Annotated in this window: 22 protein-coding genes and 2 tRNA genes; 13 read left to right on the top strand and 11 right to left on the bottom strand. The window is 73.7% G+C overall.

Features of this window, described 5'->3' with window-relative positions; translation table 11 throughout:
- Nucleotides 1-108: 108 nt before the first annotated feature.
- Nucleotides 109-185, top strand: a tRNA-Met gene (locus SCA03_RS15590).
- 166 nt (nucleotides 186-351) lie between these two features.
- Complete coding sequence (locus SCA03_RS15585; protein WP_086817732.1) at nucleotides 352-2,247, top strand: tetratricopeptide repeat protein; 1,896 nt, start codon at nucleotides 352-354, stop codon at nucleotides 2,245-2,247.
- 99 nt (nucleotides 2,248-2,346) lie between these two features.
- On the opposite strand, the gene SCA03_RS15580 is transcribed toward SCA03_RS15585, so the two are convergent.
- Nucleotides 2,347-2,796, bottom strand: coding sequence for a VOC family protein (locus tag SCA03_RS15580; RefSeq protein WP_086817733.1), 450 nt, complete (start codon nucleotides 2,794-2,796; stop codon nucleotides 2,347-2,349).
- Between the two features lie 189 nt (nucleotides 2,797-2,985).
- Between SCA03_RS15580 and SCA03_RS15575 the strand changes: the two genes are divergently transcribed.
- A tRNA-Met gene (locus SCA03_RS15575) sits at nucleotides 2,986-3,059 on the top strand.
- Between the two features lie 70 nt (nucleotides 3,060-3,129).
- Here SCA03_RS15575 and SCA03_RS15570 read toward each other — a convergent pair.
- From SCA03_RS15570 to SCA03_RS15550, 4 genes are all read right to left on the bottom strand, one after another.
- Nucleotides 3,130-4,275 (bottom strand): ABC transporter substrate-binding protein, encoded by a 1,146-nt coding sequence (locus SCA03_RS15570; RefSeq protein ID WP_371863943.1) that lies wholly within the window; start codon nucleotides 4,273-4,275, stop codon nucleotides 3,130-3,132.
- Nucleotides 4,276-4,288: 13 nt separating this feature from the next.
- Nucleotides 4,289-5,155, bottom strand: a complete 867-nt coding sequence (locus SCA03_RS15560) for an ABC transporter permease (protein ID WP_141275448.1) — start codon at nucleotides 5,153-5,155, stop codon at nucleotides 4,289-4,291.
- A complete protein-coding gene (locus SCA03_RS15555) occupies nucleotides 5,152-5,949 on the bottom strand; it encodes an ABC transporter ATP-binding protein (protein WP_086815085.1) in 798 nt (265 codons plus the stop codon). Before SCA03_RS15555 ends, SCA03_RS15560 begins: the two co-directional genes overlap by 4 nt.
- A gap of 170 nt (nucleotides 5,950-6,119) precedes the next feature.
- Nucleotides 6,120-6,536 (bottom strand): Fur family transcriptional regulator, encoded by a 417-nt coding sequence (locus tag SCA03_RS15550; protein ID WP_030876425.1) that lies wholly within the window; start codon nucleotides 6,534-6,536, stop codon nucleotides 6,120-6,122.
- A 132-nt stretch (nucleotides 6,537-6,668) separates the two neighbouring features.
- Here SCA03_RS15550 and SCA03_RS15545 point away from each other — a divergent pair, with 132 nt between their 5' ends.
- Nucleotides 6,669-8,135, top strand: a complete 1,467-nt coding sequence (locus SCA03_RS15545; protein ID WP_030876423.1) for a catalase — start codon at nucleotides 6,669-6,671, stop codon at nucleotides 8,133-8,135.
- Between the two features lie 134 nt (nucleotides 8,136-8,269).
- Here the strand turns inward: SCA03_RS15545 and SCA03_RS15540 are convergent, their stop codons facing one another.
- Nucleotides 8,270-8,686, bottom strand: a complete 417-nt coding sequence (locus tag SCA03_RS15540) for a CBS domain-containing protein (protein ID WP_030876420.1) — start codon at nucleotides 8,684-8,686, stop codon at nucleotides 8,270-8,272.
- 237 nt (nucleotides 8,687-8,923) lie between these two features.
- A complete protein-coding gene (gene hisN / locus SCA03_RS15535; RefSeq protein WP_030876416.1) occupies nucleotides 8,924-9,718 on the bottom strand; it encodes a histidinol-phosphatase in 795 nt (264 codons plus the stop codon).
- Between the two features lie 133 nt (nucleotides 9,719-9,851).
- On the opposite strand from hisN, the gene SCA03_RS15530 reads away from it, so the two are divergent.
- Entirely contained in the window at nucleotides 9,852-10,619 is a 768-nt protein-coding gene (locus tag SCA03_RS15530) for a TetR/AcrR family transcriptional regulator (RefSeq protein ID WP_086815086.1), read from the top strand.
- A gap of 7 nt (nucleotides 10,620-10,626) precedes the next feature.
- Here the strand turns inward: SCA03_RS15530 and SCA03_RS15525 are convergent, their stop codons facing one another.
- From SCA03_RS15525 to SCA03_RS15510, 4 genes are all read right to left on the bottom strand, one after another.
- A complete protein-coding gene (locus SCA03_RS15525) occupies nucleotides 10,627-10,950 on the bottom strand; it encodes a DMT family transporter (protein WP_030876410.1) in 324 nt (107 codons plus the stop codon).
- A gap of 76 nt (nucleotides 10,951-11,026) precedes the next feature.
- Nucleotides 11,027-12,064, bottom strand: a complete 1,038-nt coding sequence (gene rsgA / locus SCA03_RS15520; protein ID WP_030876408.1) for a ribosome small subunit-dependent GTPase A — start codon at nucleotides 12,062-12,064, stop codon at nucleotides 11,027-11,029.
- Between the two features lie 10 nt (nucleotides 12,065-12,074).
- Nucleotides 12,075-13,469 carry a 3-phosphoshikimate 1-carboxyvinyltransferase gene (gene aroA, locus SCA03_RS15515; protein WP_086815087.1) on the bottom strand — a complete coding sequence of 465 codons (1,395 nt, stop codon included), beginning with the start codon at nucleotides 13,467-13,469 and terminating at the stop codon, nucleotides 12,075-12,077.
- Between the two features lie 59 nt (nucleotides 13,470-13,528).
- Nucleotides 13,529-14,290 carry a M50 family metallopeptidase gene (locus SCA03_RS15510; protein ID WP_030876403.1) on the bottom strand — a complete coding sequence of 254 codons (762 nt, stop codon included), beginning with the start codon at nucleotides 14,288-14,290 and terminating at the stop codon, nucleotides 13,529-13,531.
- 110 nt (nucleotides 14,291-14,400) lie between these two features.
- Here SCA03_RS15510 and SCA03_RS15505 point away from each other — a divergent pair, with 110 nt between their 5' ends.
- The 8 genes from SCA03_RS15505 (at nucleotide 14,401) to def (ending at nucleotide 22,564) form a co-directional block, all read left to right on the top strand.
- Nucleotides 14,401-15,261, top strand: coding sequence for an SOS response-associated peptidase (locus tag SCA03_RS15505; RefSeq protein WP_086815088.1), 861 nt, complete (start codon nucleotides 14,401-14,403; stop codon nucleotides 15,259-15,261).
- 275 nt (nucleotides 15,262-15,536) lie between these two features.
- Entirely contained in the window at nucleotides 15,537-16,118 is a 582-nt protein-coding gene (locus tag SCA03_RS15500; protein ID WP_030876398.1) for an alpha/beta hydrolase family protein, read from the top strand.
- Nucleotides 16,119-16,416: 298 nt separating this feature from the next.
- Entirely contained in the window at nucleotides 16,417-17,088 is a 672-nt protein-coding gene (locus tag SCA03_RS15495) for a sigma-70 family RNA polymerase sigma factor (protein WP_030892090.1), read from the top strand.
- A complete protein-coding gene (gene rsrA, locus SCA03_RS15490) occupies nucleotides 17,085-17,483 on the top strand; it encodes a mycothiol system anti-sigma-R factor (RefSeq protein ID WP_078872804.1) in 399 nt (132 codons plus the stop codon). The genes SCA03_RS15495 and rsrA overlap by 4 nt, the downstream gene beginning before the upstream one ends.
- 425 nt (nucleotides 17,484-17,908) lie before the next feature.
- On the top strand, nucleotides 17,909-19,375 hold the full coding sequence (locus SCA03_RS15485; RefSeq protein WP_371863942.1) for an HD-GYP domain-containing protein: 1,467 nt from the start codon (nucleotides 17,909-17,911) through the stop codon (nucleotides 19,373-19,375).
- Nucleotides 19,372-20,676: an HD-GYP domain-containing protein gene (locus SCA03_RS15480; protein ID WP_078872803.1), complete on the top strand. Its 1,305-nt coding sequence runs from the start codon at nucleotides 19,372-19,374 to the stop codon at nucleotides 20,674-20,676. Before SCA03_RS15485 ends, SCA03_RS15480 begins: the two co-directional genes overlap by 4 nt.
- A 181-nt stretch (nucleotides 20,677-20,857) precedes the next feature.
- Entirely contained in the window at nucleotides 20,858-21,859 is a 1,002-nt protein-coding gene (locus SCA03_RS15475; RefSeq protein WP_030876385.1) for a tetratricopeptide repeat protein, read from the top strand.
- A 69-nt stretch (nucleotides 21,860-21,928) separates the two neighbouring features.
- Nucleotides 21,929-22,564, top strand: coding sequence for a peptide deformylase (gene def / locus SCA03_RS15470; RefSeq protein ID WP_030876383.1), 636 nt, complete (start codon nucleotides 21,929-21,931; stop codon nucleotides 22,562-22,564).
- The last annotated feature ends 211 nt before the right edge of the window (nucleotides 22,565-22,775 follow it).

The following is a 22,775-nucleotide window of genomic DNA, read 5'->3' as shown; positions in this document are numbered from 1 at the left end:
GGCCGCGGTGACCGTCGAAGGTCACCGCGGCCGCCCGCTTTTCGGTACCGGCCACCGGGCCCTGGTCAGAGCACTCCGGAAAGTGGTGTAGAGTTGTACTCACAACGGCGCGGGGTGGAGCAGCTCGGTAGCTCGCTGGGCTCATAACCCAGAGGTCGCAGGTTCAAATCCTGTCCCCGCTACCAATCGAAAGAGGCCCGGAGTCAACCGACTCCGGGCCTCTTCGCTTGTGCGGGGGGTGCACAGGAGCCCGCGTTTGGGGTATCTCTCTGTCGGGAAGTCGACAAACCGCCGAAGTGACCTCACTGGGTGCGGTATACCAGGTGTACGCGGGTTGCAGGTGGTGCGACGATGGAGCTTATGGGGGACAAGGCAATGCCGACGGTCCCGGGAGACCCGGTACCGGGGCCGAGCATGGAGGAAATCGCCGAGAAAGCCGACACATCGCTCACCACGGTCGTCGCCGGCACCGTCGAGGACGCCGGGGCGACAGGCGACGAAGGCAGCACGGGCGGGGGGTTGACGCACGCCGGGAGCACCACGGCCGCGGCGAGCGTCCTGGGGGCCCAACTGCTGCGTCGTGGCGATCTGGACGGCGCCGAACCGCATCTGCGCACCGCCGCCGCCGGCGGCGACCGCGCGGCGGCCAACAACCTCGGGGTGCTGCTGCACCAGAGGGGATGCGCCGAGGAAGCGGCAGGCTGGTGGCGTACCGCCGCCGTCGCCGGTTCGGCCGCGGCCGCGCACGCGCTCGGCCGGCTGCACCGCGAACGCGGAGACGAGCCGGCGGCGCACTACTGGCTGCGCCAGTCCGCGGAGTCCGGGCACGCGCTGGGTGCCTACGGGCTCGCGGATCTGCTGGAGCACCGCGGAGAGGAGGGCGCGGAGGAGTGGTTCCGCGCGGCGGCCGAACGGGGCCACCGCGAGGCCGCCTACCGCATCGCCCAACTCGTCGGCGAGGCCGCGCAGCAGAAGGCCGAGGCGGGCGAGGTCACCGCGGCCGAGCAGCGCGCGGCCGAACAGGAGGCCGAGCGCTGGTACCGGCAGGCGGCGGCGCGCGGCCACCGCAGAGCGGCGCTGCGGCTCGGGGCGATCCTGGAGCGCCGCGGCGAACTGCGGGAGGCCGGCCGCTGGTACCTCACCTCGGCCAAGGACGGCGAGGCGAAGGCCGCCTGCGCGCTCGGCTTCCTGCTGCGTGACGCCGGGGACGAGGACAGCGCCGCGATCTGGTGGCGCCGCGCCGCCGAGGACGGCGACGGGAACGCGGCCAACGCGCTGGGGGCGCTGCACGCCGACCGCGGTGAGCGGCAGGCCGCCGAGCGGTGGTACCGCGTCGCGCTCGAAGCGGGCTGCGACGACGGCGCGTTCAACCTCGGGCTGCTGTGCGCGGCTCAGGGGCGTACGGCCCAGGCCGAGCAGTGGTACCGGCGCGCGGCCTACGCGGGGCACCGGGAGGCCGCCAACGCGCTGGCCGTGCTGCTGTTGCAGCGCGGGGACGCGGAGGGCGCCGAGCCGTGGTTCTCCAAGGCGGCCGAAGGCGGCAGCGTGGACGCCGCGTTCAACCTCGGCATCCTCTACGCGGGCCGCGGCAAGCACCGGGTGGCGCGTGCCTGGTACGAGCGTGCGGCAGCCGCGGGGCACACCGAGGCCGCGCTCCAGGTGGGCATGGCGCTGCTGCGGGACGGTGAACCGCACGCGGCCGAGCGGCATCTGCGGTGCGCGGCCGGCGGCGGCAGTGTCGAGGGCGCCTTCCGGCTCGGTGCGCTGCTGGAGCGGCTGAACCGGCGCAGCGAGAGCACCGGCGAGCTCAACTCCCAGCACCGGCTGGGCCGTACGGACGGCGCACCCCGCGCGGAGTACGAGGAGTGGTACGAGCGCGCTGCCGAGCGCGGGCACCGCCGGGCGCAGGTGCGGCTGGGCATGTGCTTCGCGGAGCGCGGCGAGGCCGTCGACGCGGCGCGCTGGTACCGGGCGGCGGCCGAGGCGGGCAGCCCCAACGGGGCGTTCAACCTGGGCCTGTTGCTGGCCAGGGAGGGCAGCGAGACCGAGGCGGCGCTGTGGTGGACGCGGGCCGCCGAGGCCGGGCACGGCCGGGCGGCGCTGCGGCTGGCGCTGATCAGCGCGCGCGGGGGCGAGTTGGACGAGGGCCAGTTCTGGTGTGCGCGGGCGGTCGAGCTGGGCCCGGCCGAGGTGGCCGAGCGCGCGGCCCGGCTGCGTGAGGCGCTGCGGGCCGAACTGACCGCCTGAGCGGGCCCCGTTCGCCGGGCCGCACATCGGCCGGTTCCCGGGGCGACGGCGCGTGCGTCGCCCCGGGAACCGGGGCTCCGGTCAGCCGGGTCGGCCGGGTCAGTCCCGGGTGGGTACCGGGTCGCGCCCGAAGATCCAGGGCGCCAGGACGACCAGCCAGCCGTCCGGGTCCTCGAAGAGCACGGCCCCGTGCTCCGGCCAGTACGGGTTGGCGGCCGGTACCGGATCGTGCCCGCGTGCGCGCAGATGCGCGACGGCCCGGTCGCGCGCCCGCGGGCCGTCCAGGTAGAGCACCAGCTGGTTCTCCGGGTGGGCCGCGGGGATGTGCGGCGGATCGCCGTGCTGGGTGATCTCCAGCTGGACGGGGGCGCCGGGCAGGCCCAGGACGACACCGTCGTAGCCGGCGTGGCCCCGCCACTGGGCGAGCACGGGCAGGCCGAGATCGTCGCGGTAGAAGGCGAGGACGGCGTCGAAGCGTGCGGTGGGGCGTGCGAAGCGGACGGCTCCGACCGGCAGGTGACCGGGCCAGGACGGTGCGGAAGCGGGCATGCGCACACCCTTCCACCGCCGGCCCGGCCGCGCCTCGGCCGTCCGGCCCGGCCCGGGGTGGGCCGTTGGTCCTGGTCCCGGTGAGCGGGCCGTGCACGGGGGGACGCCCGCATGTCCGTCGCCTCTGTCGTCGCTCCCGCATCGATTTGCACGCGGCTGCTGAGGAGGTTAGAGTTGTGCACACAACGGCGCGGGGTGGAGCAGCTCGGTAGCTCGCTGGGCTCATAACCCAGAGGTCGCAGGTTCAAATCCTGTCCCCGCTACTGAAGGCCAAGGGCCCGGATCCCAGGATCCGGGCCCTTGGTGTATGTGCGGTTGCAATGCGCCGGCTTGTCACGGACGGTGGCCGACCGCCTCCGCGTAGAGCCGGCGGTCGACGAGGCGTCTCTCCGGCAGGATGGCGCCGTCGGTGACGCCCGCGTCCCGGTAGGCCCGCTGGAGGCGTCCCGCGGTGCCCTTGCGGATCTCCCAGTCCATGCGCAGGGACGGCACGGCGGCCAGGGTCTTCGCGTCCTGGCCGAGCAGCGCGGCGAGTTCGGCGACGAAGCCGCGGTCGCGCTTGTAGTCGCCGGCGAACCAGGTGTTGATGGTGCGGATGTAGGCGCGCAGCAGTGCGACACCCGCGTCGACGTCGGCGCTCAGCAGATTCGGGCCGAACAGCGCGCCGCCCAGCGGTTCGCCGACCGGCTGACCGCCCAGGAACGCGTACCGCTTGTCGCCCCGCACCTGCCGCCAGACCGGGTCGAGCAGCCAGGCGGCCTCCACGCCGCCGGAGGTGAGCGCGGTGAGGACGTCGGAGGAGCCGAGCTGCTGGAAGTCCATGGTCTCCATGGCGGCGCCGTGCTCCGCGAGCACCTTCTCCAGCGGGTAGGAGATCACCGAGCCCTTGCCGATCAGCGTGCCGACGCTGCGGCCCGCCGGCCGGACCGTGTCCGGACGCTCGCCGTCCCGCAGCCGGATCCACAGGCCGCTGCGGGAGGAGGGCGCGGGCGAGAAGTTGCCCGCGACCCAGCGGATGCCGAAGCCGCCGTGGATGCCGTTGATCACCGCGGCCTCCGGCGCCGCCCACAGGGCGTCCAGCTTCCCCTTGGCGAGCAGCGGCAGCGCGTCGGGCGTGGGCAGCACCTTCAGCTCGACGTCGAGCCCCTCCTTGGCGAACTCGCCCTTTTTGATCGCCAGTTGCAGCGGGGCGACGTACTCCGCCGTGAGGGTGCTGGTGGCCAGGGTGAGATGGCGGGGCCGCTTCAGCCGCCGGGGAGCCGGGGCGCCCTTCGCGCAGCGGGCCGGCGCGCGGTTCTCGCCCAGCCGTGCCGGGTCCGTCCAGGAGCGGGCGCCGCATCCGGCCACGGGTTCGATCGTGCGGGGCTTCCTCGTCAGCGGCTCGGGTTTCTGCGAGGTGCAGGCGGCGAGGAGGAGCAGGCAGACCGCCAGGGCCAAGGCGGCGGGGCGGTGCCGGGGTGCGGGGCGGGGAACGGGCACGGGAGCCTCCGGTTCAGGTGCGGCCGCGGCCCCGGTCGCGGGGCGCCCACGGGGTCAGCAGCCGGCCGGCGAGCCGGACCAGCTCGGAGAAGACGACGCCCAGGACGGCCACGCACACGATGCCGACGAACATCACGTCGTTCCGGAAGAGGGCACGGGAGTCGAAGATCAGATGGCCGAGTCCGTCGGAGGCCGCGATGGACTCCGAGGCGACGATCACCAGGACGGCGACGCCCGCCGCGATCCGCGCCCCCACCAGCATGGCCGGCAGCGAGGCGGGCAGCAGGACGTGCCGGAACATCTGCCACGGTCCGGCGCCGAAGACCCGTCCCGCGTCGCGGTGGCCCTCGGGGACGGCCAGCACGGCGGCCATCGTCGAGATCCACACGAAGAAGAAGACGGTCACCGCGACGAGGGCGATCTGCGGCCCCTCGCCCAGCCCGAACATGTTGAGGAAGACCGGCAGCAGGGCGAGCTTCGGGACGACGTAGAGGGCGTCCATCGTCGGCTCCAGCGCCGCCCGCACCAGGGGCAGCGCGCCCATCAGCAGGCCCAGCAGGAAGCCGGCGCCGGTGCCGATGCCGTAACCGGCCGCGACCCGCTGGAGCGTCGCGCGCACATCGGGCCACAGCTCACCGTCGAGCGCCCGCTCCTTGCCGTCGGCCAGGATCGTGGATGGTGCCGGATAGATGCGCGGGTCGATCCACTGCCGGTCGGCCGCCAGCTGCCACAGCAGGACCAGGACGACGGGCACGGCGACGGCGAGCGTCAGCTCCAGGGCGCGCCGCCGCCGGTGGGCGGCGCGGGGCCGGGACTCGGCCGGGCCGGGGCGGCGTACGAGCCGGCCCGTGGCCGCCCGGCGCTCCTCGACGGCGCTCACGCCGTCGCTCCGCGCACCGTGCCGGTGTCCCGCACCGCGTGCACCTCGGTCACTTCGTCGCGCAGCAGCTCCCACAGCTCGTCCTTGAGCGCCGTGAAGCGGGGATCGGAGCGGACGGCTCCGGTGCGGGGGCGGGCGAAGGGCGGGCGGCGCTCGGCGATGATGCGGCCGGGGCGGGCCGACATGACCAGCACCCGGTCACCGAGGACGAGCGCCTCCTCCAGGCTGTGGGTGATCAGGAGCGTGGTGGCGCCGGCCGTCTGCGTCAGTGCGAGCAGTTCGTCCTGGAGGAGCGTGCGCAGCTGGGCGTCGAGCGCGGCGAACGGCTCGTCCATGAGCAGCACTTCGGGTTCGACGGCCAGCGCGCGGGCGATGGCCACGCGCTGACGCATGCCCCCGGAGAGCGCCGACGGGTAGGCCGCGGCGAACTCGGCCAGGCCGAGCCGCTCCAGCCAGGCGCGGGCGCGCGCGTCGGCGGCGCGGCGCGGTACGCGCTGGACATCCAGGCCGAAGCGGACGTTGGCCAGGACGGTCTTCCAGTCGTAGATGCCGTAGTCCTGGAAGATCATGGCGGCGGGGTGGGAGACGTCAGTGCGCAGCTCCAGTTCGCCGGCCGAGGGGCGCAGCAGTCCGGCGGCGATGCGCAGCAGGGTGGACTTGCCGCAGCCCGAGGGGCCAACGAGGCAGACGAACTCCCCTTCTTCGACGTCCAGTTCGACGGGTCCGAGTGCGGCGATCCGGGCGGAGCCCCGGCCGAAGCTCCGGCTGAGGCCGTGGGCACTGATTTTCGGCATGGCGAACTCCCCGTCCGGTGCGCGGCGGTGGTGTGCGGGGTGCGTCCGCCGCGAACATATGACGGGACGTCAGATACGGCAAGGGTCCCGGAACGGGAAAGGGCCCGCCCTCGCACGGAGGACGGGCCCGCAGGCGGGTGGGGTGCGGTGTGCGCCGGCTGCCGGAACGGTCAGGAGGAGGCGCAGCGCGGGCAGGTGCCGCGGTAGGTGATCGTGGCGTCCGAGATGGTGAAGCCGTAGCGCTCGGCCTCGGGGAGGGCGGCCAGCGGGTCGCCCGTCGGATGCACGTCGCGGATCGTGCCGCACCGGGAGCAGACCAGGTGCTGGTGCGTGTGGTGCGTGTTCGGGTCGTACCGCTTGGCGCGGCCGTCGGTGCTCACCTCGCGCACTTCGCCGATGGCGACCAGCTCGCTCAGCGTGTTGTACACCGTCGCGCGTGCGATCTCCGGCAGGCGGTCCGCCGCGCGGGCGTGGACCTCGTCCGCCGTGTAGTGCACATGGTCGCCGTCGAGCACCTCGGCGACGACTCGCCGCTGTGCGGTGAGCCGCCAGCCGCGATCACGGAGCCGTTCCAGCAGGTCACTCATGTGTCCAGACTAGCAGCGCTCCGTCCACAGGAAGAACCCGTACGAGTTTCGGCTTCTTCTTGACTTGGACAATGTCCAATGTAGGATCTTCGTGGTTGGCCTACAGGACAGATTTCAGGCACAGGAGGCGCAGTGACCGTGCAGGACGAGACCACCGGGCCCATGACGACGGAAGCCGGTGCTCCGGTCGCGGACAACCAGAACAGCCAGACCGCCGGTGTCGGCGGGCCGGTGCTTGTCCAGGACCAGCACCTGCTGGAGAAGCTGGCCCACTTCAACCGGGAGCGCATCCCGGAGCGGATCGTGCACGCGCGCGGCGCCGGGGCGTACGGGAAGTTCACGGTGACGGCGGACGTCACGAAGTACACCCGGGCCAAGTTCCTCTCCGAGATCGGCAAGGAGACGGAGGTCTTCCTGCGCTTCTCGACGGTGGCGGGCAACCTCGGCGCCCCGGACGCGGTGCGGGACCCGCGCGGCTTCGCGCTGAAGTTCTACACCGAGGAGGGCAACTACGACCTCGTCGGGAACAACACCCCGGTCTTCTTCATCAAGGACGCCATCAAGTTCCCCGACTTCATCCACACCCAGAAGCGCGACCCGTACACCGGCTCGCAGGAGGCGGACAACGTCTGGGACTTCTGGGGCCTGTCGCCCGAGTCGACGCACCAGGTCACCTGGCTGTTCGGGGACCGCGGCATCCCCGCGTCCTACCGGCACATGAACGGCTACGGCTCGCACACGTTCCAGTGGAACAACGAGGCCGGCGAGGTCTTCTGGGTCAAGTACCACTTCAAGACCGACCAGGGCATCAAGAACCTCACCGCCGAGGAGGCCGAGGTCCTGGCCGGCAAGGACCCCGACAGCCACCAGCGCGACCTGCGTGAGTCCATCGAGCGCGGCGAGTACCCGACCTGGACCGTGCAGGTGCAGATCATGCCCGCGGCCGAGGCGGCCAACTACCGCTTCAACCCCTTCGACCTCACGAAGGTGTGGCCGCACGAGGACTACCCGCCGATCGAGATCGGGAAGCTGGAGCTGAACCGCAACCCGCGGAACATCTTCGCCGAGGTCGAGCAGTCGATCTTCTCCCCGCACCACTTCGTGCCGGGCATCGGCCCCTCGCCCGACAAGATGCTCCAGGGCCGGCTGTTCGCCTACGGCGACGCGCACCGCTACCGCGTCGGCATCAACGCCGACCTGCTGCCCGTCAACGAGCCCAAGGCCGCCCAGGCGCGCAGCTTCGGCCGGGACGGCGTGATGTACGACGGCCGCCACGGCGGGGCGAAGAACTACGAGCCGAACAGCTTCGGCGGCCCGGCCGAGACCGGCCGCGCGCTGTGGGAGCCAGCGTCGGTCAGCGGCACCACCGAGGACCACCCCGCGCCCGCGCACGCCGAGGACGACGACTTCGTCCAGCCGGGCAACCTCTACCGGCTGATGTCGGAGGACGAGAAGCAGCGGCTGATCGACAACCTCGCCGGCAACATCGCCGGTGTCTCCCGCGACGACATCGCGCAGCGCGCGATCGAGAACTTCCGCAAGGCGGACGCGGACTTCGGCAAGCGGCTGGAGGCCGCGGTCCAGGCCCTGCGCGGCTGACCGGCAGCTCGCCGAACGAGCCCGGAGGGACCGGACGCCAAGGGGCCCGGTCCCTCCGGTGTGCTCTTCACCCCGTGCGGCCGGGGCGGTGGCGGTGCCATCGCCCCGGCCGCACGGCTGTTCCGGGCCGGGACTCAGGCGGTCACCGTCCGTGCGCGGGGAGCGGTGGTGCGCGGCAGCGTCCAGACCCGGACGATGTCGCGTACGGACAGCACGCCGACGGCCTCGTGCCGGTCGAGGACGATCATGTGGCGGAAGCCGCCGCGGGACATCGCCCGGGCCGCGGCCTCCAGCGTCCAGGTCGGCGCGGCGAAGACGACGTCGGACGTCGTGTGCGCGTGTGCGTGTTCGCGGTCCGGATCCTGGCCGCAGCCGAGGGAGTTGAGGATGTCGCGCTCGGTGAGGATGCCGAGCCCGCTGGTCTCGGGGTCGAGGACGACGGCCGCGCCGACCTGGCGGGCCGCCATCAGCCGGGCGGCCTGGCGGAGCGTGTGCGCGGGGCCGATGGTGAGGACCACGGTGCTCATCGCGTCGTGGACGTGACCGGGCATGAGAGTGCCACCTCCGGAAGAGAACCGTTCCGCGGGACCGGGGGTCCGAGGGACGAGAAACGGTTCACAAGGTCACAAGCGGTCGGATTCTCATGCTCACATGGACAGGGCGGAGCAACAAGAGGCGTCACACGGACGAAGAGGCGTACGCGCGGAGGCGGGCGCCCAGGCGCAGCCCCGGCGGACGCCGTCCCGTGTGCGGGCGCCGGAGCGCCGACGAGGCGCCGGCGGATTCCGTCAGGCGGTCAGATAGTTCAGCAGCTCGTCGTGCAGCAGACCGTTGGAGGCCGCCGCGTTGCCGCTGTGCGGGCCCGGCTTGCCGTCCAGCCCGGTGAAGGAGCCCCCCGCCTCCTCGACGATGATCGCGTTCGCGGCCATGTCCCACAGCGACAGCTCGGGCTCGGCACACATGTCGACGGAGCCCTCGGCGACCATCATGTACGGCCAGAAGTCGCCGTATCCGCGGCTGCGCCAGCAGTCCCGGGTCAGATTCAGAAAGCCCCCCAGCATGCCGCGCTCCTCCCAGCCGTGCAGGGACGAGTACGCGAACGAGGCGTCCCGCACCTCGCCGACCCGGGAGACCTCCAGGCGCGTCGCCTGCGAGAGGCTGCGGCCGGTGTACGCGCCGCTGCCCACCGCCGCCCACCAGCGGCGGTGCAGGGCGGGCGCGGAGACGACGCCGACGACGGGGCGGTCGCCGCTCTCGCCCAGCTCCGTGAGCGCGATCAGGGTGGCCCAGACGGGCACCCCGCGCACATAGTTCTTCGTCCCGTCGATCGGGTCGATGACCCAGCGGCGGGGCCCGTGGCCCTCCGTGCCGAACTCCTCGCCGAGCACCGCGTCCCGCGGGCGGGTGCGCTGGAGCGAGCTGCGGATCAGCTCCTCGGCCGCTTTGTCGGCCTCGCTCACCGGCGTCATGTCCGGCTTGGTCTCGACCTTCAGATCGAGGGCCTTGAACCGCTCCATGGTCGCGGCGTCGGCGGCGTCGGCCAGTACGTGGGCGAGACGCAGATCATCGTGGTAGTCCGGCATGAGCGAACAGTATCGAGCGGGATATTCCCCGGCCACACGGCCATGCGCGTGCACGGCGTATTGACACCTCTTGGCGGCGCGTCAATTCTGTCCGGGCACTTCGGCTGGCGGGCCACGGCTGGGGGAGGCGACGGTGCCCACTGCGCGCGAGAGCTTGCTGCGGGCCGCCCATGCGGCGCTGCGGGCACGGCCGTGGACGGCGGTGCGGATGGTCGATGTGGCGGCCTCGGCCGGGGTCTCCCGGCAGACCCTCTACAACGAGTTCGGCAGCAAGGAGGGGCTGGGTGCCGCCCTCGTCGGCCGGCTGGTCGACGACTTCCTGGACGGCGCGGCGCACGCCGTGACCGAGGCGGTGGGCCGGGGCGCCGACCCCGCGGGCTGCTGCGCTGCCGCCGCCCGCTGGATGCTGCGCACGGCGCGCGAGGAGCCCGTCGTGCGCGCCGCGCTGACCGGGTGCTGGGGCGCGCGGACGCCGCTGCCCGCCGCCCGTCCCGTCCGCTCGCCGGGTGCCGCCGGACAGCCCGCGCTGCTCACCGCGCTGCTGCGGGACCGTGCCGTCTCCGGCCTGGAGGCGGCCGGACCGCCGCCCGGCGCACCGCCTCCCGCCGGAGGCGGACTCCCGGGGGAGGCGGAGCGGCCGGGGCTGGAGTTCGCCTACGAGGTGGGGTTACGGCTCGCGCTCAGCTATGTCGTCGCGCCACCCGGAGCGGTGCGGGACGGTGCGGACGGGCCGGAGGGGCCGGACGGTGGAACCGGTGCGGGGGATGCGGCCGTCGCGGACGGTGCGTTCAGGGGGGACGGGGCGGACGGTGCGGCGGCGACGGAGGGTGCGGACGTGCCGGACGGGGAGCCGTGCGGCCGGGTCGACGAGACCGTCCGGGCGCTGCTGGGCCGACGGTGAGCCGGCGTCAGTGGGCGCTGCCGGACAGCTGAAGCCCTATCACGCCGATGATGACGAGGGTGATGGAGACGAGCTTCAGGGCGGAGACCACATCGCCCAGGAAGACCATGCCGTAGATCGCGGTGCCCGCGGCTCCGATGCCCGTCCACACCGCGTACGCAGGGCCCACGTCCAGCCGGCGCAGCGCCAGGGTCAGCAGGCCGAAGCTGCCGAGGGCGAAGGCGCAGAACGCGACGGTGGGCCACAAGCGGGTGAAGCCGTGCGAGAGCTTGAGACACACCGCGAAGCCGGTCTCCAGAAGGCCCGCAACGATGACCAGCAGCCATGCCATGTGCTCTTCCTCCCGTTACTCCCTTTGGGGTCAAGCGCAGGCAAACCAGTATGCAGGCGCGCGCGGGCGGAAGCGATCAATCCCCTTCTCGCCTTTCCCGCGTGGCCAACAGCCGCCGCAGGGAACGGAGTCGGGCGGGGTCGGCGTGGCCGTCGGCCACCCACTGGTCGAGCGCGCAGCCCGGCTCGTTGTGGCTGCACCCGCGCGGGCACTCGGCGGCGCCCTCCTCCAGATCCGGGAACGCGTGGATGACGCGCGAGAGCTGAATGTGGTTCAGGCCGAAGGAGCGCACGCCGGGGGTGTCGATGACCCAGCCGTCGGCGTCGGCGGGCGGGGCGTCCGGTGCGCCGGCGGGCGGCAGCGGCAGCGCGAGGGCCGAGGTCGTGGTGTGCCGGCCGCGGCCGGTCACGGCGTTCACCTGCCCCGTCGCGCGCTGCCGGGCCGGCACCAGGGAGTTGACGAGCGTGGTCTTGCCGACGCCGCTGTGCCCCACGAAGACCGTGATCCGGCCGCGCAGCCGCGCCCGCAGCTCCTCCGCCCCCGGCCCGTCCGCCGGATCCTCCCGGCTGGTGACGGCGTAGGGCACGCCCAGCGGTGCGTAGGTCTCCAGCAGCGGCTGTGCCGGTGCCAGGTCCGACTTCGTCAGCACCAGCAGCGGTTCGAGGCCCGCGTCGAAGGCGGCGACCAGACAGCGGTCGATCAGCCGGGGCCGCGGCTCCGGGTCGGCGAGCGCGGTGACGACGGCGAGCTGGTCGGCGTTGGCGACGATGACGCGCTCGTAGGGGTCGTTGTCGTCCGCCGTCCTGCGCAGCACCGAGACGCGTTCCTCGACGCGGACGATGCGGGCCAGGGTGTCCCTGGCGCCCGACAGATCGCCGACGAGGGCGACCCGGTCGCCGACCACCACGCCCTTGCGGCCCAGCTCACGGGCCTTGACGGCGATGACCGTACGGCCCTCGACCAGGCATGTCAGCCGGCCGCGGTCGACGGTGAGGACGAAGCCCTCGGCCGCGTCCTCGTGCTTGGGGCGGGTGTGCGTACGGGGGCGGCTGCCCCGGCGCGAGGGGCGGACGCGGATGTCGTCCTCGTCGGTGTGCTTGCCGTAGCGGCGCATCGCCGGGCCCTCAGACGCTCTCTCCCGCCCCTGCCCCCGCGGGCGAGCCCAGCATTCCGTGCCACAGGCCGGGGAAGTCGGGCAGCGTCTTGCCCGTCGTCGCGACGTTCTCCACCTCGACGCCCTCGACGGACAGGCCCAGCACCGCCGCCGCGGTGGCCAGCCGGTGGTCGTCGTAGGTGTGGAAGACGCCGCCGTGCAGCGGGCGGGGGCTGATGCGCAGCCCGTCCTCGGTCTCGGTGACGTCGCCGCCCAGGCCGTTGATCTCCTTGACGAGCGCCGCGAGCCGGTCCGTCTCGTGCAGCCGCAGATGGCCCACGCCGCGCAGCACCGAGGGGCCGTCGGCGAGCGCGGCGACCGCCGCGATGCCGGGCGTCAGCTCGCCGACCTCGCCCAGATCGATGTCGATGCCGTGCACCCGGCCCGAGCCGGTGAAGGTCAGCCCCCGCTCGTCCAGCGTCCAGGAGCCGCCCATGGCGGAGAAGATCTCGCGCAGCGCGTCGCCCGGCTGCGTGGTGTGCTCCGGCCAGTCCGGGATCGTCACCCGGCCGCCGGTGACCAGGGCCGCGGCGAGGAACGGCTGGGCGTTGGACAGGTCCGGCTCGATCGTCACGTCCCGGCCCAGCAGGGCGCCCGGGGTGACCCGCCACACGTTCGCCTCGCCGCCGTCCTCCGGGGCGTCGACCTGCGCACCGGCGAGCCGGAGCATGTCGACCGTCATCCGGATGTGCGGCAGCGACGGCAGCGTGCGGCCGGTGTGCCGCACCTGGACGCCCTGGTTGAAGCGGGGGGCCGACAGCAGCAGCGCGCTGACGAACTGGCTGGAGGAGGAGGCGTCGACCTCGACCGTGCCGCCGGCCAGCGAGCCCGTCCCGTGCACCGTCAGCGGCAGCGCTCCGCGGCCCTCGTCCTCGATGCGGGCGCCGAGGGTGCGCAGCGCGTCGATGACGCCGTGCAGCGGGCGCTCGTAGGAGCGGGGGTCCCCGTCGAACCGGACGGTGCCGTCGGCCAGCGCGGCCACCGGCGGGAGGAAGCGCATCACGGTGCCCGCGTTGCCCACGTCGACGGTGGCCGGCCCGTGCGGCAGGGCCGGGATGACCCGCCAGGACTCGCCCGCGGTGTGCGCGGCGCTGGCGCCCGCGGCCGGGGTGGCGCCGGTGCCCGAGGTGATCCGCTCCTCGATCTCGACGCCCATCGCGCGCAGCGCCTCGGCCATCAGCAGGGTGTCGCGGGAGCGCAGCGGGCGGCGCAGCCAGCCCGGCTCGGAGGCGAGCGCGGCCAGGACGAGGGCGCGGTTGGTGACCGACTTCGAGCCCGGCACGGTCACGGTGGCGTCGACCGGGCCGCCGGCCGTCGGGGCGGGCCACAGGGAGTCGGTTGCAAAGGCTGCGCGCTGGTCGGTCATGGGGGTCACTTTAGTCGTCCGGCCGCCGGGCCCGCCGGGGCAGCGGGGGCCGCCCGGGCTCACAGGCCGAGCAGCCAGCGGCCTCCGCCGATCAGCGAGCACAGCGCCACGGCGTGGAAGAGCAGCAGCCACATACCGGCCGGGACGTGGGTGAGCCGGGACAGCTGATCGGCGTCCGAGTCGGGCGCCCCGGACCGGCCCATGGCGGCGGCGTACTCGGCGGAGGGGCGGCGCAGGCCGAAGCGGCGGCGCTTGGTCTGGAGCTCGAAGACGGGCCGGACGCCGCCGAGCAGCAGGAACCAGACGACGAAGTAGGCGAAGGCGGCCTGCACATCCGCGCTGGTCAGCCAGGAGACCAGCAGGAAGGCGCCGCCGGCCAGCACGACGGTGAGCACACCGTAGGCGTTGCGGATCATCACCAGCATCGCGAGCAGCAGTGCCGTCGCTCCCCACAGCAGTGCGGTGATGTGGTGGGCGGACAGCAGCCAGGCGCCGGCGAGGCCGAGCAGCGGGGGAGCGGTGTAGCCGGCGGCGGCGGTGAGGACCATGCCGATGCCGGTGGGCTTGCCGCGGGAGACGGTCAGCCCCGAGGTGTCCGAGTGCAGACGGATGCCGTCGAGCCGGCGGCCGGACAGCAGGGCCACCAGGCCGTGTCCGCCCTCGTGCGCGATGGTGACGGCGTTGCGGGTCAGGCGCCATATGCCGTGCGGCACCACCGCGAGCAGGGCGACGACCCCGGTGGCGATCACCAGCCATGTCTCGGGGGCCGGCTGGGCTCCGAAGACGCGGTCCCAGACGTCCGTGATGCTCGCTGTGTCCATGTCGGCCATGGTGTGTCGTGCCCTCCCCGGGACCTGCTTCGGTCAACCCGTTTCGTTCAGATGTTCCAACGCGCCGCGGGCGCCCTGGGTGCCGTGGCAGTCTTGCAGCTATGTGCGGACGGTATGCGGCGAGCCGGAGCGCCGAGGAACTGGCCACTTGCTTCGGCATCGAGAAGTGGGACGCGGAGGAGACCCTCGCGGCCGACTGGAACGTCGCGCCGACCAAGCAGGTCTACGCGGTGCTCGACCGGCCCGAGAAGGACTCCGGGGACCCGCGGCCGGTGCGCCAGCTGCGCAAGCTCATCTGGGGCCTCGTACCGGCCTGGGCCAAGAGCCCCGAGATGGGCGTGAAGATGATCAACGCCCGGGCCGAGACGGTGCACGAGAAGCCCGCCTACCGCCGCCCCTTCGTCGCCCGCCGCTGTCTGCTGCCGGCCGACGGCTACTACGAGTGGGTCACCGGCAAGGGCGAGTTGCAGCTGGAGCAGGAAGGCCGCAGGAAGCGCCCCCGCAAACAGCCGTACTTCGTCTTCCCGGACGGCTCCCGGGGCGGTTCCCCGGACGGCTCCCCGGACACCGGCGCCGTCATGGCGATGGCCGGACTGTACGAGTTCTGGCGGGACAAGACGCTGCCGGACGACCACCCGCTGGCCTGGCGGGTGACCTGCTCGGTGATCACCACGGAGGCCGAGACGGCGCCGCTGGCCAACGCGGACGAGATCGCCGAGGGCGGTCCGCGCTCGCTGGCCGACATCCACCCCCGGATGCCCCTGATGCTGCCCCCGGAGCGGTGGGACGCCTGGCTCGACCCCGGCCGGACGGACCGCGACGAGCTGTGCGAGCTGCTCGCGCCGCCGCCCGAGGGGCTGATGCGCGCCCACCCCGTCTCCACGGACGTGAGCAACGTGCGCAACAACGGCCCCGAGCTGGTCAAGGAACTGCCCGCACCGGAGGAGCAGACCCTCTTCTGAGGGCAGCGGCTCCCCTCCCGGGGCCGCGCCCGGCCCGAGCGCCCGTCCCGTGCCTCGTCGCGCCCCGTCCGTGTCGTTCCGCCGCGCAGTGCCGGACGGGTCGGCGGCCGGACCCTGACAGGATGCGCGGTGTGAGCGAAGCAGCAGATGCAGCAGATTCAGCAGGCACAGCAGATGCAGCAGGCACAGCGGACGCAGCGCAAGCAGCAGAGGCGGCCGAGGCCGGGCCGGCCGGTGAGCCGCAGACGGTCGGGACCCCGCACGGTGAGGCGCGGATCACCTGGTACCGGGCGGGGCGGCCGCACACCGTGCTGGCCCTCGGGCACGGCGCCGGCGGCGGGATCGAGGCCCGGGACCTCCAGGCGCTGGCCGCCGCGCTGCCGCCGGAGGGCGTGACCGTCGCGCTGGTGGAACAGCCCTGGCGGGTGGCGGGCCGGAAGGTCGCCCCCGCGCCCCGGACGCTGGACGCCTGCTGGCGCGCGGTGTGGCCCCAGCTGACGCGCCCCGGGCTGCCGGTGGTGGCGGGCGGGCGCAGCGCGGGGGCCCGGGTGGCCTGCCGTACGGCGCGGGAGCTGGGCGCGCGGTCGGTGCTGGCGCTCTCCTTTCCGCTGCATCCGCCGGGCAAGCCGGAGAAGTCCCGTGCGGACGAGCTGACGGAGGCGGGGCTGCCGGTCCTCGTCGTCCAGGGCGGGCGCGACCCCTTCGGGCGGCCGGAGGAGTTCCCGGACGGCACCCCTCTGGTCGAGGTGCCGGGCGGCGACCACGGGTTCGCGGTGCCCCGGTCGGCGGCCGTCTCGCAGCAGGAGGCGCTGCGGGTGCTCACCTCGGCGGTGATCGACCGGCTGAAGCGGGAATGACCCGGCGGGTCTCCTGGTTGTACGAGTCGGCGTGCACGTCCGGTGTGGTGCAGAGACCGCCGCAGCGGGCCGGTCACGCCGTCGATGCAGTCGGACACCGAGCAGAGCACCACGAGGAGAGGGAGCCGCCCGCATGGGTTCTGTCGTTTGCCCCCAGCGCCCACAGGCCGTCGACCTGGACTGGGCCACGGTGGCGCTGTCCGGAGGCTCAAGGATTCGAGCGGCGGACGGTACGGATCGTCGTCTATTCTCCGATTCGAGCGGGTCTTCGTTCGGGCCCGTCACGACGTTGGAGGAGGTGGGTCCGGTCACCGGGACCGAAGGCGGCTCCAGTGCAGAGCAGGAAGGCCGGGCGTCCGAGACGGCCGAGCAGCGCAGCGCGCGCTTCGAGCGGGATGCCCTGACGTTCCTCGACCAGATGTACTCGGCCGCGCTGCGTATGACGCGCAATCCGGCCGATGCCGAGGACCTGGTGCAGGAGACCTACGCGAAGGCGTACGCGTCCTTCCACCAGTTCCGCGAGGGGACCAACCTCAAGGCCTGGCTGTATCGCATCCTGACGAACACCTTCATCAACTCCTACCGCAAGAAGCAGCGTGAGCCCCAGCGCAGCGCTGCGGAGGAGATCGAGGACTGGCAGCTGGCGCGCGCCGAGTCGCACATGTCGACCGGGCTGCGCTCGGCCGAGGCGCAGGCGCTCGACCACCTGCCGGACTCGGATGTGAAGGAAGCGCTTCAGGCGATCCCCGAGGAGTTCCGCATCGCCGTGTATCTGGCGGATGTCGAGGGCTTTGCGTACAAGGAGATCGCCGACATCATGGGGACACCCATCGGTACGGTGATGTCCCGTCTGCACCGTGGGCGGCGCCAGCTCCGCGAGATGCTGGAGGGCTACGCGCAAGAGCGCGGCCTCGTTCCGGCCGGTGCCGCGGCGGACGGGTCGCAAGACCGGAAAGGCTCGGGCTCATGAGTTGCGGAGAGCCGCACGAGACGGACTGCTCGGAGGTGCTCGACCACCTCTACGAGTACCTCGACCGCGAAATGCCGGACGGTGACCGCGAGAAGTACCGGGAGCACTTCGACGAGTGCTCGCCGTGCTTCGAGAAGTACGGTCTGGAGCGCGAGGTCAAGAAGCTCGTGAAGCGCTGCTGCGGTCACGACGATGTTCCGTCGGACCTGCGCGCGAAGGTGATGAACCGTATCGAGGTCATCCGGCAGGGCCAGGAGCCCCTGGATGCCTCCGCACCGGATCCCGCCGGGGGTCACGGTGCCGGTCCGCGCGAGGAGGACACCGGCGTGGCCGGTCCCCGCGAGACGCCGGGGATGACGCACGGCGGCGCGGCCGCCGGTGGCGCCACCACCTGACCGGTCGGCCGGACCTTCCCGGACGAACGCCCCGCCGAGCCCGGGCCACCCGCCTGACGAGGCCGCTCGGCGGTGAGCCCACTGAGCCCACCGGGGCGCCGTACGTGCCCAGTTGCCGTCGGCGCCCGGACAACTCTCCCCGCCCTTCCCGGAGTCGGCGCTGACCGGGTCCCGGCGTCGGTGCTTCCCGCCCCCGGTCCGAGCACGATCCGCCGGGTCGGCTGTGCGCGCGGGCACCGCCGTCGGCAGCCCCGCGTGGCACTCGCTGTGTCGCACAACTCTTCGTCCGGCGCGGGGTGTTCGGGGCGATGTCACCTCTTCGTGTGAGCGGTTCCCTCCCGTACGGGGGAACGTGCGTCCACGCCCCTCCTCGCGCTGCGTACCGACCTATCCTCCCCGTCCTGTGAGAGGTGGGGAGGAGGGTCATGATGGGGACTCGGGGAGCGGATCTTCCGGCGCGCGCCCTTGTGCCTGCTGCCGTGCTCACGGCGGCGGCGTGTGCCGTGCCGGCGGTGCGGCAGCTCGACGGACTCGGTGCGGTGGGCGGGGCGGGCGCCACGGGCTGGACGGTGTGCTGCGTACTGGCCGCCGTGCACGCCGGCTGTGTCGTCCTCACCCGTGAGCGGGGCCCCTGGGCCGGGCTCGCCGCGCCCGGACGCGCGGGGCGGGCGCGCGAGGCCGACGGCGCGCCTCCGCTGGTCTTTCCCGTGCTGCTGGCCGGGGTCTTCCTGCTGCCGCCGTCCGGCGCCGCGCTCGTCGCCGTGCCCGGTGCGCTGCTCGCGCCGCTCGGCGCCGGGGCCGGGCAACGGCTGTGGCACGCAGCCCGGCTGGTGCTCGCGCTGTACGCGGCGGGGCTGGTGCGTGCGCTGTGCGAGCGGGCGTGCGGCGCACAGGGCGCGGTGCAGCGGGCGGAGCTGCCGCTCGCGCTGGTCGCGGCCCCGTTCGTCGCCGTCACGTTCGCGCTCGTCCTGGCCGTACTGGACGGGACGCGGACGGCCGTGTCGGGCGGCCGGGTGCCGGCCACGCTGCGGCGCGGGCTGTGTCCGCGCACCGTGGGACCGCACCTGGTGCACGGCGCGGCGGGGCTGATGATGGCGGTGCTGTGGCGCAGCCCGTACGGACCGGTCGCCGGGCTGTTCGTGCTGTTGCCGATGCTGCTGTCGTCCTGGGGGTTCGCGCAGTACCGCGCGGAGCGTGCCGCCTACCGCGCGACGATCGGCTCCCTGGTGAAGTCCGTGGACATCAAGGACCGTTACACCTGCGGGCACGGCGAGCGGGTCGGCAGGGCCTGTGCGCTGATCGCCCGCGAGCTGGGCATGGGCGAGCGGCGCGCCGAGGAGCTGCGGCTGGCCGGGCTGCTGCACGACGTCGGCAAACTCGGCGTCCCCACCCGGGTGTTGCGCAAGAACGGGCCGCTGACGCCGGCCGAGCGGCAGGAGATCGAACGCCACCCGGAGCTGGGCGACGAGATCGTGCGCGGCATCGGCTTCCTGGGCGAGGCGCGCCCGGCGATCCTGCACCACCACGAGCGCTACGACGGCGACGGCTATCCGTACGGGCTGGCCGGTGCGCGGATCCCGCAGGCCGCGCGCATCGTCGCCGTCGCCGACGCGTTCGACGCGATGACGTCCACGCGCAGCTACCGCAGGGGCCGTCCGGTGGACGCGGCGCTGGCGGAGCTGGAGCGGTGCGCGGGCAGCCAGTTCGACCCGCAGGCCGTCGGTGCGCTGGTGCGCGCGCTGGCCAAGCACGACTGGGCGCGGCTCGTGGCGGATGTGCCCGGGCCTCCCTCGGCCCTCGACGCCGAGGACGCCTCGGCGGCGCGTGCGGGCGCCGGACACGGTGCGGCGGCCGGCGGGCGGCCCGGCGGCGGAAACGTACCGGCCCGGTGAGCGCGCGTTCCGTGGAGGCCCGGCTGCCGGCGGCGCGCCGGCTGCGTACCGTGCCGGCGATGTACGCGGCCGCCGCCGTGCTCGGCGGGGCCGCGCTGTGCGTCACGGTCTGGCGGGGCCTGGAGGAGCCCGGGACCGCGCTGGCGTTCGGACTGCTGGTGGCCGTCGGCGAGTTGGCGCGGGTCCCGCTGCCCGGGTCCGACGGGCGGTCCCGCTCGGCCGGTCCGCTGGCGGGCGCCGCCGCGCTCGGCTACGCGATGCTCGACGCCGCCGGCGGGGAGCCCGCGCTGCACGGCGCGGCGCAGGTCGTCGCGGTGGTGATGACCGGCTCGCTGGTGGGCATGGTGCCGCATGTGGCGCTGGGCCGGCCGCCCGCGCTCGACGTCGCCGCCCGCACCGTGCTGGGGGTCGGGTTCGTCGCGGTGTGCTTCCAACTGCTGCACGGCGGCGGCCCGTTGTACTGCTCGGGGGCGCCGGGCCCGGTGCACGCGCTGTGCCTGCTGGGGCTGACCCTGCTGACCGGGCTGTTCGACGCGGTGCTGGGCGCGACGACCGCGGCCGAGCACACCGGGCGCTCCTACGCGCCGCTGCTGCGCGAGGAGTTGCGCATCCGCTGCGGGATCGTTCCGGCGATCGCCGCCTCCGGCGCCGTCCTCGCGCTGGCGGTGGCCGTGGCGGGGCTGTGGGCCCTGCCGGTGCTGGGGCTTCCGCTGCTGCTCACCCAGATCGCCTTCCGCCGGCACGCGGCCGTCCGGGCGACGCACCGGCAGACCGTGCTCTCCCTCGCGCGTGTGACGGACATCTCCGGGCACACCCCGGGCGGGCACGCGCGCCGTGTGGCGGCGCTGTGCCGGTCCGTGGGCCGGGAGCTGGGGCTGAGCGGCCGGGAGCTCACCGTGCTGGAGTACGCGGCCCTGCTGCACGACGTCGGCCAGCTCTCCCTCGTCGACCCGGTGCCCGGGGGCGCGACGGAGCCGCTGGAGGGCCGGGAGCGGCGGCGGATCGCGCTGTCGGGCGCCTCCGTCGTACGGCGGGCGGGCATCCCCGGCCGGGGGACGGGCGGTGCGGAGGTCGCCGATGTGGTGGAGCGGCAGGCCGACCCGTACCGGCAACAGCCGGTGACGGCCCGTGTCCTCCGTACGGTCAACGCCTATGAGGAGTTGCGGCTGGGCGGTGCGGGAACGCCCGGAAGAGGAGCCGAGGGGGCGCTGGAGCGACTGCGTGCGGCCACCGCCCAGGACCACGAACCACGGGTCGTGGAGGCGCTGTCACGCGTGGTGATGCGGGGCCGGGGAGCCTGACGCACGGGTAATGAGCGGGCACCCGAGCGGGCATGGTTGGATGCGAAGGGGGAACCGCGGAAGACACGTGGGGATGTGTGGAACGCGACGACCTCGAAGGCAAGGCGCGGACACCCGGCGCGCGGCAACTCAGCGGACAGGCGGGACATCGGGCGGAACCGGCGGGATCGGCAGGAACACAGTGAGGATCTTCGGCAAGGTGCGGCACCGTCCCTCCGCCTCCTGGCGGCAGGCGACGGACCGTGCGTTCACGCTTATCGGCGACGGGCGTTACGAGGACGCGGGCGCCCTGCTCACCCGTGCCGCCGATCTGGAGCCGTGGCTCTCGGAGTCGTGGTTCAACCTCGCGCTGCTGCACAAGTTCCGGCACGACTGGGAGCAGGCCCGTACGGCGGGGCTGCGGGCAGTGGCGCTGCTGGACCGGGAGGCGGGGGCGCCCGACTGGTGGAACGTGGGCATCGCGGCCACCGCACTCCAGGACTGGCCGCTGGCCCGCCGGGCGTGGCAGGCGTACGGGCTGCACGTGCCCGGCCAGGCGCACACGGCGGCGGCGGGCGGCGAGCCGAGCGGTATGCAGCTGGGCAGCGCGGCCGTCCGGCTCTCCCCGGAGGGGGAGGCCGAGGTGGTGTGGGGCCGCCGGATCGATCCGGCCCGGCTGGAGGTGCAGAGCATTCCGCTGCCCTCGTCCGGCCGCCGCTGGGGCGAGGTGGTGCTGCACGACGGCGTTCCGCACGGCGAGCGCACCACGGCGGCCGGGCCCGCCTTCCCGGTGTTCGACGAGATCGAGCTGTGGGCGCCGTCGCCGGTGCCCACCTGGGTCGTCCTGCTGGAGGCGGCGACGGAGAGTGACCGGGACGCGCTGGAGCGGCTGGCGGCGGATGCCGGCTTCGCCGCCGAGGACTGGTCGTCGTCGGTGCGGCTGCTGTGCCGCGCGTGCTCGGAGAGCGCCATGCCGGCCGACGAGGGCGACGGCGGGCTGCATCTCGACCCGCACGACCACAGCTCTCCCGGCCACCCCGGGCCGCTCGGCCACATGACGCAGGGCGGGCCCGGTGAGCTGTGGGTGCCCGAGCGCGAGTGCGGGCTGGCGGCGCCCGCCGGGCTGGTCCGCGGGCTGCTGGACGGCTGGGTCGCCGACAGCCCGGACACCCGCGAGTGGCGGGACCTGGAGGAGGTCTGCTGAGGCCGTCGCGGGCCCCGTACCCTGGGGGGCGACGCAGGACGTGTGAGGTCGCAGGAAGGCGTACGAGGCATGGCGCAGCAGCAGGAATCCCCCTCCGGGGCCGCCGGTGAGGTGTTCATCGACGACACGACGGACGCCGCCGCGCGCGAGGAGGCACATGTCTCCCGCGGCACGGTCCGCCCGATCACCGTCGTCGGCAACCCGTTGCTGCACAAGGAGTGCCAGGACGTCACCGAGTTCGGTCCGGAGCTGGCCACGCTGGTGGACGACATGTTCGCCAGCCAGCGGGCCGCCACCGGCGCGGGACTGGCCGCCAACCAGATCGGCGTCGACCTGAAGATCTTCGTCTACGACTGCCACGACGACGAGGGCGTCCGCCACGTCGGCCATGTGTGCAACCCGGTGCTGGACGAACTCCCCGCCGAACAGCGGGTGCTGGACGACAACAGCGAGGGCTGCCTGTCCGTGCCGGGCGCCTACTGCCCCACCCCGCGCCCCGACTACGCCGTCGTGCGCGGGCAGGACATCGAGGGCAAGCCGATCACCGTGGAGGGCACGGGCTACTTCGCGCGCTGCCTCCAGCACGAGACGGACCACCTGTACGGCTATCTGTACATCGACCGGCTCTCCAAGCGGGACCGCAAGGACGTCATGCGGCAGATGGCCGAGAACACCCCGCGGTACGAGATCGTCCCCAACGACTAGGCGCGTTCCGCCGGTTGGCGGAGATGGGCGAAGGGGGCTCCGTTCGCGCGGAGCCCCCTTCGGCTGTGCCGCCGGGTGGGCGGCGGAACCGGGCGGGGGCCGGGCCACCTGGCCCCCGCCCGGTGGTCGGGGCGGAGTTGCGCGGTATCCGGCTGTCGCCGGTGTCCGCGGTGGTCGCTGTCAGCGGCGGTGGCCGCTGCCGGCTGTCGGC

Origin of the sequence: Streptomyces cacaoi (assembly GCF_006539165.1) — a bacterium.
GTDB lineage: Bacteria > Actinomycetota > Actinomycetes > Streptomycetales > Streptomycetaceae > Streptomyces > Streptomyces cacaoi.
This window is presented reverse-complemented; position numbering and strand designations above follow the sequence as displayed.